This window comes from Pseudomonas sp. PA15(2017) (genome assembly GCF_001945395.1).
In the GTDB taxonomy this organism is placed as follows: Bacteria; Pseudomonadota; Gammaproteobacteria; order Pseudomonadales; family Pseudomonadaceae; genus Aquipseudomonas.
In genome coordinates, this window is record NZ_MSXV01000034.1 from 1 (window position 1) to 13,064 (window position 13,064).

Consider the following 13,064-nt stretch of genomic DNA (forward strand, 5'->3'; position numbering starts at 1 on the left):
TGCTCACCTGAAAGGTTGGTCGCGACCTTTCGAATCGTACAAAAGCAAACGCCCCGAACAATGTCGGGGCGTCTGATGGGATCACTACCTGCATCAGCGAGTTTTCACACGCTCTGTCGCGGCGCCTTTTCCGTTTCAGTGAGGCAGGCGTTGCGCGCCGTTGCTGAGCAGGGCACGAAAGGCCGTCAGCGGCTGCGGGCGGCTGAACAGATAGCCCTGGTAGCAGTTGCAGCCCTGGCTTTGCAGGAAGTCCAGTTGGCTCTGCTGTTCCACGCCCTCGGCGATGACCTCCAGGCCCAGGCTGAGGCCGAGGGCCACCACCGCGCGGATGATTTCCGCGTCGCTCGGGTTGCTGGTGGCATCGCGCACGAACGATTGGTCGATCTTCAGCACGTCCACCGGCAGGCGCTTGAGGTAGGTGAGCGACGAGTAGCCGGTGCCGAAGTCGTCCATGGCGAAGCTGACGCCCAGCTTGCGCAGGCGGTTCATCTTGGCGATGGTGTCGTCAATGTCCTCGATGACGATGCCTTCGGTGATCTCCAGCTTGAGCATGCCCTGGGGCAGTTTGTTCTGGCGCAGGCAATGCTCTACCCGCTCGACGAAGTCGCCCTGGCGGAACTGCCGGGTGCTGATGTTCACGCACAGGCTGAAGCGCTCGTCGATGAGGCCGTCTTCTAGCAGCTGCGCGCAGGCGTGGCAGGCTTCGACCATCACCCAGGCGCCGACTTCCAGAATCAGCCCGCTTTCCTCCAGCACGTGGATGAACAGTGCCGGTGACTGCTCGCCAAGCGTCGGATGGGCCCAGCGCAGCAATGCTTCGGCACCGATGATCTGGTCGCTGCGGGCGTCCACCTGGGCCTGGAAATACAGTTCGAATTCACCCCGGCTCAGGGCGGTGCGCAGCTCGTTTTCCAGGCGCAGGCGTTCGCTGGCCGCGTGCTGCATGGCGCCGTGGAACAGCTGAATGGCATTGCGGCCGGAATCCTTGGCGCGGTACAGGGCGATGTCGGCGCGCTTGAGCAGGTCGGCTGGCGTCTGGCCGTGGTCGGGGATCAGCGCGATGCCGATGCTCGGGGTGACCTGCAGGCGATGGCCTTCGAGCAGCATGGGCTCGCTGAGCAGGGTGCGCAGTTTCTCGGCGGCCTGGCCGGCCTGGCAGATGACTTCCTCGAACGTGCCCTCGATACCGGTCAGCAGCACCACGAATTCATCGCCGCCCAGGCGCGCCACGGTGTCTTCCTCGCGCACGCTGACTTCCAGACGGGCGGTGATCAGCTTGAGCACCGCATCGCCGAATGGGTGGCCGAGCGAATCGTTGATGTGCTTGAAGTGGTCGAGGTCGAGAAACAACAGGGCGCCACGCAGCGCGTGGCGTTGCAGCAGGGCGATCTGCTGGGTCAGGCGATCCATCAGCAGGGCGCGATTGGGCAGGCTGGTCAGTGGGTCGTGGTAGGCCAGGTGCTGGATCTGCTGCTGGGCTGCCTTGAGTTCGCTGATGTCGCGGGCGGTGACCAGCAGGCATTGGGTGCTATCCAGCTCGATCGGCTCGAAGGAGATTTCCACTTCCAGGTGCTTGCCGTAGCGGTCGCGGCCGCTCATCTCGATGCGCTGAATGTGGCCTTCCTCGCGCAGGGTGTTGAGCAGGCGCTGACGCTGCTCCTCGTCGGGCCAGATGCCAACCTCGGTGGAGGTGCGACCGATGACTTCATCGGCTTTGTAGCCTGTCAGGCGCGTGAAGCCGTCATTGATCTCGATGTAGCGGCCCGTGTCGCGGGTGGTGATGGTGATGGCGTCCGGGCTGGAGTGAAAGGCCTTGTAGAACTTCTCCTGGCTGGCCTTGAGCGCCGACTCGGCGCGCTGCTGCTCGGTGATGTCGCGAAACTTGCTGAGCACGCAGGGCTGGCCGGCCAGCTCCAGGCGACGGCATGACACGATGCAGCTCATCAGCCGGCCCTGTGGGTCGGTCAGGTCGATGCGTTCGTCGGTGAGGTCGGTGCCGCTGAGAATCTTCAGGCGCAGTGGCGAGTCCTCCGGCAGGGCCTGCCAGGGCGCGAGCTTGAAGATATTGCGCCCGGTGACTTCCGCCGGCCGCCAGCCGAACGCCTGGGTGAACGCCGGATTGACCTCCAGAATGCGGCCTTCCGGCAGGGTGGTCACGCAGATCGGGTCGGGGCTGGCCTGGAAGACCAGGGCGAACTTGCGCTCCGAGGCCTGCAGGCGCTGCTCGCGCAGGGTGCGCTCGCTGGTGTCGATCATGATGCCGGTCATGCGCAGGGGCTGGCCCTGGGCGTCGCGGTGCAGCTTGGCGGTGCTTTCCAGGTAATGGGTCTGGCCGTTGGCGTGCACCGTACGGTAGGTCACCTGGGAGTCCTGGCCGTTATCGGGCAGCAGGTCGCGATAGGCCTGGCGCAGGACCTGGCGATCCGGCATGGGCACATGGACGAAGAAATCCGGGAAGCGGCCCTGGAAGGGTTCGTTCGCCAGCCCGTGCAGCACCGCAGCGCGTGGCGAGGCATACAGGGTGTCGCTGGGGATGTGCCAGTCCCAGGTACCCAGGTCGGCCGATTCGAGTGCCATGCGCAGGCGCTCCTGGCTATCGGCCAGGGCCTGTTCCTGCACGCGCTGGCGGTTGATGTCGCGCACCACGCCGAACATCCGGTTCTGGCCGCCTTCGCCAGCCTGCAGGCTGCCGGTGATCTCGATCCAGCGCAGGCTGCCGTCCGGCCATTGAATGCGGTGGCGGATCGGCTCGGCCGTGGGCGAGCCATCGATCACCGCCTGGAACAGGCGCAGCACTTCGCCGCGCTCCTCCTCGGGAATCAGCCCGATATAGTCGACCGGGGCGCTGAGCGGGCGGGTCGGGTCCAGACCGAATACCTTCTGGGCGCCACGCGACCAACTGACCTCACCGGTGTCGACGTTCCAGAACCAGGCGCCAAGGCCGGCACCATTGAGGGCGGCCAATAGATGCTGGCTGTCGCGCCAGGTCTTCTCGAACTCGGCGGGGTCGAGTACCGGCACGTGGGGCAACGGTGGGCGTTTGTCGTTGGAGTTGCCCATTGACCCTTCCTCTACAAAAGCCCGGCGAGGCGGACAGCCGGGCTATTGGCGCATGTACAGCATGAATGCCGGCAGATGGCCGGCATGGCTGTCACGTTAGCTGCTGCCCCGGCGCTAAAGCAAGACTGTCGCGATGACTGTCGAGCAGTTGCATGAAGGCCCTGGCGGCGTTCGACAGGGTGCGCTCGGTGTGCACGATGTAACCGAGCTGACGCGACAGCTGGATGCCGGGCAGCGGCAGGCGCGCCACCTGTTCGTCGAGCATGGTGCGCGGCAGCACGCTCCAGGCCAGACCAATGGAAACCATCATCTTGATGGTCTCCAGGTAGTTGGTGCTCATGGCGATGTTGGGCGTCAGGTCCTCGGCTTCGAACAGGCGCTGGACGATGTGGTGGGTGAAGGTGTTGCCGCCGGGAAATACCGCGGGGTGCAGGGCCACGTCGGCGAGGGTCACGCCCGTGCCCTGAGCCAGTGGATGCTCGGGGGCGGTGACGAAGTCCAGCGGGTCGTTCCACACCGGTACGGCACGCACCGGGTCGCGGGTGTCCGGGGCCAGGGTGATCACCGCCAGCTCGGCACGACCGTGGAACACTTCGTCGTAGGCCACTTCCGAGTCGAGGAACTGGATATCCAGCGCCACCTGCGGGTGGGCTCGGGTAAAGGCGCGCAGCAGCGGTGGCAGGCGGTGCAGGCCGATGTGGTGACTGGTGGCGAGAGTCAGTCGCCCGGTGATCTCGCCGTTGAGGTTGGTCAGCGCCCGGCGGGTGTCCTCCAGTACGTTGAGGATCTGATAGGCGCGTGGCAGCAGGGCGCGGCCGGCTTCGGTCAGGCTCACCTCACGGCCCAGCCGGTCGAACAGGCGCACGCGCAGTTGCTGCTCCAGGCTGGCGATACGTTTGCTAACCGCCGGCTGGGTCAAGTGCAGGCGTATGGCGGCTTCGGAGAAGCTGCCGAGTTCGGCGATGGCGATGAAGGCGTTGAGCGTGGCGAGATCCATGGGCGTTTCCGGTAGCGGTGCAGGGCGATAAACGTTGATGCTATAGCAATTCCGGTTGGGAATCTTCTGGATGAAAAATATGAATTTGAGTTATTCGCCAGCCGCGCATAGCATTCTCCCCATAAGCCAAGGGGCTATTGCCCAGGCATAGAAATAACCGTGAGGTACAGGCTGATGATTGGCAAAACGCTCTACGACAAGTTGTGGGACATGCATGAAGTGAAGCGCCGCGACGACGGTTCTTCGCTGATCTACATCGACCGCCACATTCTTCACGAAGTGACGTCGCCCCAGGCCTTCGAGGGCCTGCGCCTGGCGAGCCGCAAGCCGTGGCGCATCGATGCCAACATCGCCACGCCGGACCACAACGTACCGACCACCCGCGCCGAGCGCCTCGGGGGCCTCGACGCCATCGCCGATGAAGTCTCGCGCATTCAGGTCAAGACCCTGGACGAGAACTGCGACGACTTCGGCATCCTCGAATTCAAGATGAACGACGTGCGCCAGGGCATCGTCCACGTGGTCGGCCCGGAGCAGGGCGCCACCCTGCCGGGCATGACCGTGGTCTGCGGCGATTCGCATACCTCCACCCATGGCGCCTTCGGCGCGCTGGCCCACGGCATCGGCACCTCGGAAGTCGAGCATGTGCTCGCCACCCAGTGCCTGGTCGCCAAGAAGATGAAGAACATGCAGGTGCGCGTCGAAGGCAAATTGCCGTTCGGCGTGACCGCCAAGGACATCGTGCTCGCGGTGATCGGCAAGATCGGCACTGCCGGTGGCAACGGCCACGCCCTGGAATTCGCCGGCAGCGCGATCCGCGACCTGTCCCTGGAAGGGCGCATGACCATCTGCAACATGTCCATCGAGGCCGGTGCCCGCGTCGGCCTGGTGGCGGTCGACGAAAAAACCATCGCCTACGTCAAGGACCGCCCGTTCGCCCCCAAGGACGAGCATTGGGAGCAGGCCGTGGCGGTATGGCGTGACCTGATGTCCGACGCCGATGCGCACTTCGACACCGTGGTCGAGCTGCGTGCCGAAGACATCAAGCCGCAGGTCAGCTGGGGTACCTCGCCCGAGATGGTCTTGGCCGTCGACCAGAACGTGCCGGACCCGGCTCGCGAAAGCGACCCGGTGAAGAAGGATTCGATCACCCGCGCCCTCAAATACATGGGCCTGGCCGCCAACCAGCCGATCACCGCTATTCAGCTCGATCGCGTGTTCATCGGCTCGTGCACCAACTCGCGTATCGAAGACCTGCGTGCGGCCGCGGAAGTGGCCAAGGGCCGCAAGGTCGCCGCCACCGTCAAGCAGGCGCTGGTGGTGCCGGGCTCGGGTCTGGTCAAGGCTCAGGCGGAAAGCGAAGGGCTGGACAAGATCTTCATCGAAGCCGGTTTCGAATGGCGTGAGCCGGGCTGCTCCATGTGCCTGGCGATGAACCCGGACAAGCTGGGCAGTGGCGAGCATTGCGCCTCGACCTCCAACCGCAACTTCGAAGGCCGTCAGGGCGCTGGTGGTCGTACCCACCTGGTGAGCCCGGCCATGGCCGCCGCTGCCGCGGTGACCGGCCGTTTCATCGACGTGCGCGAATTGATCCAGGCCTGAGGAGAGAGATGATGAAAGCCTTTACCCAACATACCGGCCTGGTCTGCCCGCTCGACCGCGCCAATGTCGACACCGACCAGATCATTCCCAAGCAGTTCTTGAAGTCGATCAAGCGCACCGGTTTCGGCCCCAACCTGTTCGACGAGTGGCGTTACCTGGATGTCGGTCAACCGAACCAGGACAACTCCAACCGCCCGATCAACAAGGATTTCGTGCTCAACTTCCCGCGCTATCAGGGCGCCAGCGTGCTGCTGGCCCGTGAGAACTTCGGTTGCGGCTCGAGCCGCGAGCACGCGCCCTGGGCGCTGGACGAGTACGGTTTTCGCACCGTGATCGCGCCGAGCTTCGCCGATATCTTCTTCAACAACAGCTTCAAGAACGGCCTGCTGCCGATCATTCTCAAGGCCGAAGAAGTCGATGCGCTGTTCGAGCAGGCCGAAGCCACCGAGGGTTACCAGCTGACCGTCGACCTCGAGGCGCAGACCGTAACCCGTCCCGATGGCGTGCAGTCCGGCTTCGAAATCGACGCCTTCCGCAAGCACTGCCTGCTCAACGGCCTGGACGACATCGGCCTGACCCTGCAGGACGCCGAAGCGATTCACAGCTTCGAAACCGGCTACCGGCAGCGTCAGCCCTGGTTGTTTGGCGTCGTCAGGTAAATCGGCCGCGCCAACTGGTGGCGTGGAAAGAAAAGGTTACGTGTTATCAGCGAATGGGCCCGTAGCGCCTTGACCCCGCCCTGATGGACGCCGAACATGGCGCCCCTCGCAGCAGGGTGATGGCCACGGGCCTGTTCGGGTTTTCACAGGTCGCGCACGGCAAGGCCGGCGATCCGAACGTAATGAAGGAAAACGTATGAGCAAGCAGATTCTGGTTCTTCCCGGCGACGGCATCGGCCCTGAAATCATGGCCGAAGCGGTCAAGGTGCTGCGCCTGGCCAACGACAAGTTCGCCCTGGATGTCGAGCTGTCGTTCGACGAGCTGGGCGGCGCCGCCGTGGACAAGTACGGTGTACCGCTGGCCGACGAAACCCTCGAGCGCGCCCGCGCGGCCGATGCCGTGCTGCTCGGCGCCGTGGGCGGCCCGAAGTGGGACAAGATAGACCCGGCCATCCGCCCCGAGCGCGGCTTGCTGAAGATCCGCTCGCAGCTTGGCCTGTTCGCCAACCTGCGTCCGGCCATTCTCTACCTGCAACTGGCCGACGCGTCCTCGCTGAAGCCGGACGTGGTGGCGGGCCTGGACATCCTCATCGTCCGTGAGCTGACCGGCGGCATCTATTTCGGCCAGCCGCGCGAGAGCAAAGTGCTCGACAATGGCGAGCGCATGGCTTATGACACGCTGCCCTACAGCGAGAGCGAGATCCGTCGCATCGCCAAGGTCGGCTTCGACATGGCCCGCGTGCGCGGCAACAAGCTGTGCTCGGTGGACAAGGCCAACGTGCTGGCTTCCAGCCAACTATGGCGCGCGGTGGTCGAGGAAGTCGCCAAGGACTACCCGGACGTCGAGCTGAGCCACATGTACGTCGACAATGCCGCCATGCAACTGGTGCGTGCGCCCAAGCAGTTCGATGTGATGGTCACCGACAACATGTTCGGCGACATCCTCTCCGACGAAGCCTCGATGCTCACCGGGTCGATCGGCATGTTGCCGTCGGCGTCGCTGGATGCCAACAACAAGGGCATGTACGAGCCGTGCCACGGTTCGGCGCCGGATATCGCCGGGCAGGGCATTGCCAACCCGCTGGCGACCATCCTGTCGGTGTCCATGATGCTGCGTTACAGCTTCAACCAGACCCAGGCGGCCGACGCCATCGAGCTGGCGGTCAGCCGCGTGCTCGATCAGGGCCTGCGTACCGGCGACATCCACTCGGCGGGTACGACCAAGGTCGGCACGGCGGCAATGGGTGATGCGGTAGTCGAAGCGCTGCGTAGTCTGTAATCTTCCAGGCCGCCGGGAATTGGCGGCGGTCTGTTCATATAGGTGTAGTGGTTATGAAACGTGTAGGTCTTATCGGTTGGCGGGGCATGGTTGGTTCCGTGCTCATGCAGCGCATGCTGGAAGAACAGGATTTCGATCTGATCGAACCGGTATTCTTCACCACTTCCAATGTGGGCGGTCAGGGGCCGGCCATTGGCAAGGAAACCGAAGCGCTCAAGGATGCCTACAGCATCGACGAGCTCAAAGGCCTGGACGTGATCCTCACCTGCCAGGGTGGCGACTACACCAGTGAAGTCTTCCCCAAGCTGCGCGAAGCCGGCTGGAAGGGCTACTGGATCGATGCGGCGTCCTCGCTGCGCATGGCCGACGACGCGGTGATCGTGCTCGACCCGGTCAACCGCAAGGTCATCGACCACGCGCTGGACGCCGGCACCAAGAATTACATCGGCGGCAACTGCACCGTCAGCCTGATGCTGATGGCCCTCGGCGGCCTGTACGAAGCCGGCCTGGTCGAGTGGATGAGTGCCATGACCTACCAGGCGGCCTCCGGCGCCGGCGCCCAGAACATGCGCGAGCTGATCAAGCAGATGGGCACCATCAACGCCACCGTGGCCGATGAACTGGCCGACCCGGCCAGCGCCATCCTCGACATCGACCGCAAGGTGGCCGAGGCCATGCGCGGTGATGCCTTCCCGGTCGACAACTTCGGCGTGCCGCTGGCCGGCAGCCTGATCCCCTACATCGACAAGGAACTGCCCAATGGGCAGAGCCGCGAAGAGTGGAAGGCCCAGGCCGAGACCAACAAGATCCTCGGTCGCTTCAAGAGCCCGATCCCGGTGGATGGCATCTGCGTGCGCGTCGGCGCCATGCGTTGCCACAGCCAGGCGCTGACCATCAAGCTCAACAAGGACGTGCCGCTGTCGGACATCGAAGGCCTGATCAGCCAGCACAACCCCTGGGTCAAGCTGGTGCCGAACCACCGCGAAGCCAGCATCCGCGAGCTCGGCCCGACGGCGGTGACCGGTACCCTGAGCGTACCGGTCGGCCGCCTGCGCAAGCTCAACATGGGTTCGCAGTATCTGGGCGCCTTCACCGTGGGCGACCAACTGCTGTGGGGCGCCGCCGAGCCGCTGCGCCGCATGCTGCGTATCCTGCTGGAGCGCTGATACACCACCGGCGCGCAGCCAGTGGAGAGGGGCGGGTAGAGGGTGATCGCTTGCGATTGCCGTCGCCCGCCCCTCTGCTTTTCGGTAGAGTGCCGGGTCTGTTTCAGCTACCCAGCGTCAGGCTCCCTTCATGACCTCTACCTTTGCTATCGCCGTTGTCGGCGCCACCGGCAGCGTCGGCGAATCGCTGCTGCAACTTCTCGAAGAACGCGATTTTCCCATCTCCGACCTGCACCTGCTGGCCAGTGCCGAGTCGGCCGGGCGCACCCTGGCGTTCAAGGGGCGCAACCTGCGCGTGCGCAGCGTGGAGGGTTTCGATTTCCGCACCGTCCAACTGGCGTTCTTCGCCGCCGACCCATCGGTGACCCACGCCCATGCCGAGGCGGTACGCAAGGCCGGCTGTTCGCTGATCGATGTCTCCGGTGCGCTGCCTGCCGACGTGGCGCCACGGGTGGTGCCGGAGGTGAACGGCGTGACGATCAGCGGACCGGCGCCGTTCGCGCTCACCAGCCCTGCCTCGGTGGCCGTGGCCGTCGGCCTGGTGCTCGGCGCCCTGCGCGATCAACTGCAGGTACAGCGCGTGGTGATCGATGCGGGGCTGGCGGTTTCCAGTCGTGGCCGTGAAGGCGTAGCCGAGCTGGCGCGGCAAACGGCCGAGCTGCTCAATGGCCGGGCGCTCGAACCGCGACTGTTCGACCGGCAGATGGCGTTCAACGTGCTCGCCCAGGTGGATGAACCCGATGCCGAAGGGCATGGGCAGCTCGAACGTCGCGTTCATGCCGACGTCAAGGCACTGCTCGGCAGCGACCTGAGCGTGACCGTCAATTGCCATCAGGTGCCGGTATTTTTCGGCGACAGTTTGAGCCTGACCGCACAGGCGTCTACACCTGTAGAGCTGGACAAGGTCATGGCCGCGCTGGAGGCGGCGCCAGGTATCGAACTGGTCGAGGCGGGCGACTACCCGACGGTCATCGGTGATGCGGTCGGCCAGGACGAAGTGTACGTGGGCCGCGTGCGCCGTGGCATCGACGACCCCTGCGCACTCACTTTGTGGATTGCGTCTGATAATGTGCGAAAAGGTGCCGCTTTGAACGCCGTACAGCTGGGCGAGTTATTGATAAAACACCACCTGTAAAAGATACTTATCGTGAAATCTGCATATCTATTCGAGCTTGGCAAATACTGAGCGCGCTGATCGTTGGCTGGGGGGCCTGCAAAAGGGGCAGCCACCGATCATCTATCCTCTCGTTATGCGAGAGCAGTCACCACAAAGGAAAAGGCTATGGTTCGGGTTCGTAAACTGGTGCTGGCTATCGCTGCGGCGACGGCGCTGTCTTCCGGTATGGCGCATGCGCTGGGTGTCGGTGAGCTGACACTGCAGTCGTCGCTGAACCAGCCGCTGGTGGCGGAAATCGAACTGCTCGACGTTCGCGACCTGTCCGCCGCGGAAATGCGCCCGTCGCTGGCCTCGCCCGAAGCGTTCAACAAGGCCGGCGTCGACCGCCAGTATTTCCTGACCGACCTCAAGTTCACGCCCGTCGTCAAACCCAACGGCAAGAGCGTGATTCGCGTCACCTCGACCAAACCGGTTCGCGAGCCCTACCTGAATTTCCTGGTCGAGGTGCTGTGGCCCAACGGCCGCCTGCTGCGCGAGTACACCCTGTTGCTCGATCCGCCGCTGTACTCCCCGCAAGCCGCTGCTGCCCCGCAGCTGCCGGTCGCCGCGCCGGCGCCCGCACCCCGTCCGGCCCCGATTGCCGCGCCGCGCCCGACCGCTCCCGTCGCCAGCTCTCCGGCAGCACCGCGTGCCGGCACCGCTGGTGGCGATTACCGCACCAACGCCAACGATACCCTGTGGGAAGTCGCCCAGCGGGCCGGTGGCAGCGGTAGCGTGCACCAGAAGATGCTCGCCATTCAGGATCTCAATCCGGATGCGTTCATCGGTGGCAACATCAACCGCATGAAGAGCGGTCAGGTGCTGCGTTTGCCCGATGACCAGCAGATCGCTCGTCGCAGCCAGTCCGAAGCGCTGGCCCAGGTGGCCGAGCAGAACGGTTCCTGGCGCCAGGGCCGCAGTGCGCCGGCCGCTGCCGGTACCCGGCAGATCGATGCCACGCGCCGCAGCGCCGCCGGCCCAGCGCCGGCCGAAGTGACCCGCGAAGACAAGCTCAAGCTGGTCGCTGCCGAAGCCGGCAAGGCCACCTCGGGCAGCGAGAGCGGCACGGCCAACAACGCCGCACTGGCCAATCAGCTCGCCGTGACTCAGGAAAGCCTGGACTCGACGCGCCGTGAGAACGATGAACTGAAGGATCGCATGGGCGACCTGCAGAGCCAGCTCGACAAGCTTCAGCGTCTGATTCAGCTCAAGGACAACCAACTCGCCAAGCTGCAGGCCGACGTGTCGGCGCCTGCTGGTCAGGCTGCCGGCAATGCTGCCACCGATACGGGGGCGGGCGCTGCTTCCGCTCCGGCCGCGCCGGTCACTGCGCCTGCCGAAACGCCAGCTGCCGCGCCGACCGGTGAGGCGCCCGCCGTCGATGAAACCGCGCCGGAGCCGGCGCCGGTCGATCCATCGGTTGCCCAGCCCGCTGGAGAGTCGGCGGGCGAAGCCCCCGCTGCCGAAAGCACGCCTGCGCCAACTCCGGAGGCCGTCGCACCCGCTGCACCCGCTGCACCTGCCGAGCCGGCTGCGCCTGCTGCCGAAGTGCCTGCCCAGGCACCGGTTGTCGCAGCGCCCGAGCCGGTCGAAGAAGACAGCGCCCTCGACAACCTGCTGGCCAACCCGATGATGCTTGGCCTGATCGGCGGCAGCCTGCTGTTGGCACTGCTCCTGGTCCTGCTGATCCTGTCGCGCCGCAATGCCCGCAAGGCCGAGGAAGAAGAGGCCAGCCTGGCCACCTACGAAGAGGACACGCACCGCTTCGACAGCGATCTGGAACTGCCGGCCGACAGCCTGAACGACCTACCGGACGATCAGCTGGCCCTGTCCGAGCCGGTTGGCGAAGAGCGCGTGACTGCGCAGACTGGCGACGCCCTGGGCGAAGCGGACATCTACATCGCCTACGGCCGTTTCAATCAGGCAGCCGAGTTGCTGCACAACGCGATCAACGACGAGCCGCATCGCACTGACCTGCGCCTGAAACTGATGGAGGTCTATGCCGAGCTGGGTGATCGCGAAGGCTTTGCCCGCCAGGAAAACGAGCTGCGCGAGATCGGTGGTGCCAACGCCCAGGTCGAGCAGTTGAAGAGCCGCTATCCGGCGATGGTGGTGCTCGGTGGCACCGCCGCCTTGGCCGGCACTGCCGCTGCCGACGACCTGGACGCCTTCAGCCTCGACGACCTGACCCTGGACGAGCCCGAGCAGCCGTCGGCTCCGCTGCAGCCGGCCGCCGACGATGCATTCGATCTGGATCTGGACGCCCTCGAAGCCGAGTTCGCTGCAGAGCAGCAGCCCAAGGCGCAGGATGATGCCGCTCGCTTCGACGAAATCGATACCCTGAGCCTGGATTCCGACCTGGATTTGCCAACGCAGCCACCCGTCACGAGCCACGACGATTCCGTGGATTTCGACCTGGATCTGGGCGACGAGCCTGCCGGTCGCCAGGAGCCGGGCGGCGAGCTGGCAGACTTCAACCTGGACCTCGACACCCCGGCCACGCCAGCTTCCGCGCAGGACGATGACTTCCTGCTGAGCCTGGACGACGACGCCGACAAGTCGGCTGCCGATGTGGCGGGTCTGTCGTCCGCTCTGGATAGCGACAAGGAAGACGATTTCGGTCTGCCCGTCGACTTCGACCTGTCCCTCAACGACGAGCCGGCCCAGCCGAGCAGCGGCGCCAGTTTTGCCGCCCAGCTCGACGACGTGACCGCCGAACTCGATCAACTGGCCGAGAGCCTTGAACAGCAGGGCCAGGCACCACAGGAGGTGCAGGCCGACAACGTGCCACTCGATGAAGACGATGATTTCGACTTCCTCTCCGGCACCGACGAAACCGCCACCAAGCTGGATCTGGCGCGGGCCTACATCGATATGGGCGATACCGAAGGTGCCCGTGACATCCTCGATGAAGTGATCGCCGAAGGTAACGATGGCCAGCAGCAGGAAGCACGAGAGCTGATCGGCAAACTGGTTTGACGCGCAGTTGATTGGCACTGACGGCAGCCCAGGGGCTGCCGTTTTTGCATCTGCGGCATGCAACTAAATTGACTGTTGGCGTGGCAGCCCCCTTGGGTGACGGTATAATTGCCGGCATTGCAGCTTTGATCCGGTCATGACCAATTGATTAACGAACCAATGACGG

General features: G+C 64.7%; 8 protein-coding genes. 6 read left to right on the forward strand and 2 right to left on the reverse strand.

The window, feature by feature from the left end; translation table 11 throughout:
• Positions 1 to 135: 135 nt before the first annotated feature.
• A complete protein-coding gene (locus BVH03_RS11060) occupies positions 136 to 3,060 on the reverse strand; it encodes a bifunctional diguanylate cyclase/phosphodiesterase (protein WP_075961207.1) in 2,925 nt (974 codons plus the stop codon).
• Between the two features lie 91 nt (positions 3,061 to 3,151).
• Positions 3,152 to 4,057, reverse strand: a complete 906-nt coding sequence (locus BVH03_RS11065; RefSeq protein WP_075961208.1) for a LysR family transcriptional regulator — start codon at positions 4,055 to 4,057, stop codon at positions 3,152 to 3,154.
• 174 nt (positions 4,058 to 4,231) lie between these two features.
• Between BVH03_RS11065 and leuC the strand changes: the two genes are divergently transcribed.
• The 6 genes from leuC (at position 4,232) to BVH03_RS11095 (ending at position 12,898) form a co-directional block, all read left to right on the forward strand.
• Positions 4,232 to 5,659, forward strand: coding sequence for a 3-isopropylmalate dehydratase large subunit (gene leuC, locus BVH03_RS11070; RefSeq protein WP_075961209.1), 1,428 nt, complete (start codon positions 4,232 to 4,234; stop codon positions 5,657 to 5,659).
• Between the two features lie 11 nt (positions 5,660 to 5,670).
• Entirely contained in the window at positions 5,671 to 6,318 is a 648-nt protein-coding gene (leuD, locus tag BVH03_RS11075) for a 3-isopropylmalate dehydratase small subunit (RefSeq protein ID WP_075961210.1), read from the forward strand.
• Between the two features lie 196 nt (positions 6,319 to 6,514).
• Positions 6,515 to 7,597 (forward strand): 3-isopropylmalate dehydrogenase, encoded by a 1,083-nt coding sequence (leuB, locus tag BVH03_RS11080; protein ID WP_075961211.1) that lies wholly within the window; start codon positions 6,515 to 6,517, stop codon positions 7,595 to 7,597.
• Positions 7,598 to 7,650: 53 nt separating this feature from the next.
• Positions 7,651 to 8,763, forward strand: coding sequence for an aspartate-semialdehyde dehydrogenase (gene asd / locus BVH03_RS11085; protein WP_075961212.1), 1,113 nt, complete (start codon positions 7,651 to 7,653; stop codon positions 8,761 to 8,763).
• Between the two features lie 130 nt (positions 8,764 to 8,893).
• Complete coding sequence (locus BVH03_RS11090) at positions 8,894 to 9,898, forward strand: aspartate-semialdehyde dehydrogenase (RefSeq protein ID WP_075961213.1); 1,005 nt, start codon at positions 8,894 to 8,896, stop codon at positions 9,896 to 9,898.
• A 147-nt stretch (positions 9,899 to 10,045) separates the two neighbouring features.
• Positions 10,046 to 12,898, forward strand: coding sequence for a FimV/HubP family polar landmark protein (locus BVH03_RS11095; RefSeq protein ID WP_075961214.1), 2,853 nt, complete (start codon positions 10,046 to 10,048; stop codon positions 12,896 to 12,898).
• Positions 12,899 to 13,064 lie beyond the last annotated feature (166 nt).

What these genes read in the sequence shown, in the direction of transcription:
- BVH03_RS11060 (WP_075961207.1), bottom strand. Translation starts at nt 3,060, where the DNA reads ATGGGCAACTCCAACGACAAACGCCCACCGTTGCCCCACGTGCCGGTA.
- asd (WP_075961212.1), top strand. Translation starts at nt 7,651, where the DNA reads ATGAAACGTGTAGGTCTTATCGGTTGGCGGGGCATGGTTGGTTCCGTG.
- BVH03_RS11090 (WP_075961213.1), top strand. Translation starts at nt 8,894, where the DNA reads ATGACCTCTACCTTTGCTATCGCCGTTGTCGGCGCCACCGGCAGCGTC.
- BVH03_RS11065 (WP_075961208.1), bottom strand. Translation starts at nt 4,057, where the DNA reads ATGGATCTCGCCACGCTCAACGCCTTCATCGCCATCGCCGAACTCGGC.
- leuD (WP_075961210.1), top strand. Translation starts at nt 5,671, where the DNA reads ATGAAAGCCTTTACCCAACATACCGGCCTGGTCTGCCCGCTCGACCGC.
- BVH03_RS11095 (WP_075961214.1), top strand. Translation starts at nt 10,046, where the DNA reads ATGGTTCGGGTTCGTAAACTGGTGCTGGCTATCGCTGCGGCGACGGCG.
- leuC (WP_075961209.1), top strand. Translation starts at nt 4,232, where the DNA reads ATGATTGGCAAAACGCTCTACGACAAGTTGTGGGACATGCATGAAGTG.
- leuB (WP_075961211.1), top strand. Translation starts at nt 6,515, where the DNA reads ATGAGCAAGCAGATTCTGGTTCTTCCCGGCGACGGCATCGGCCCTGAA.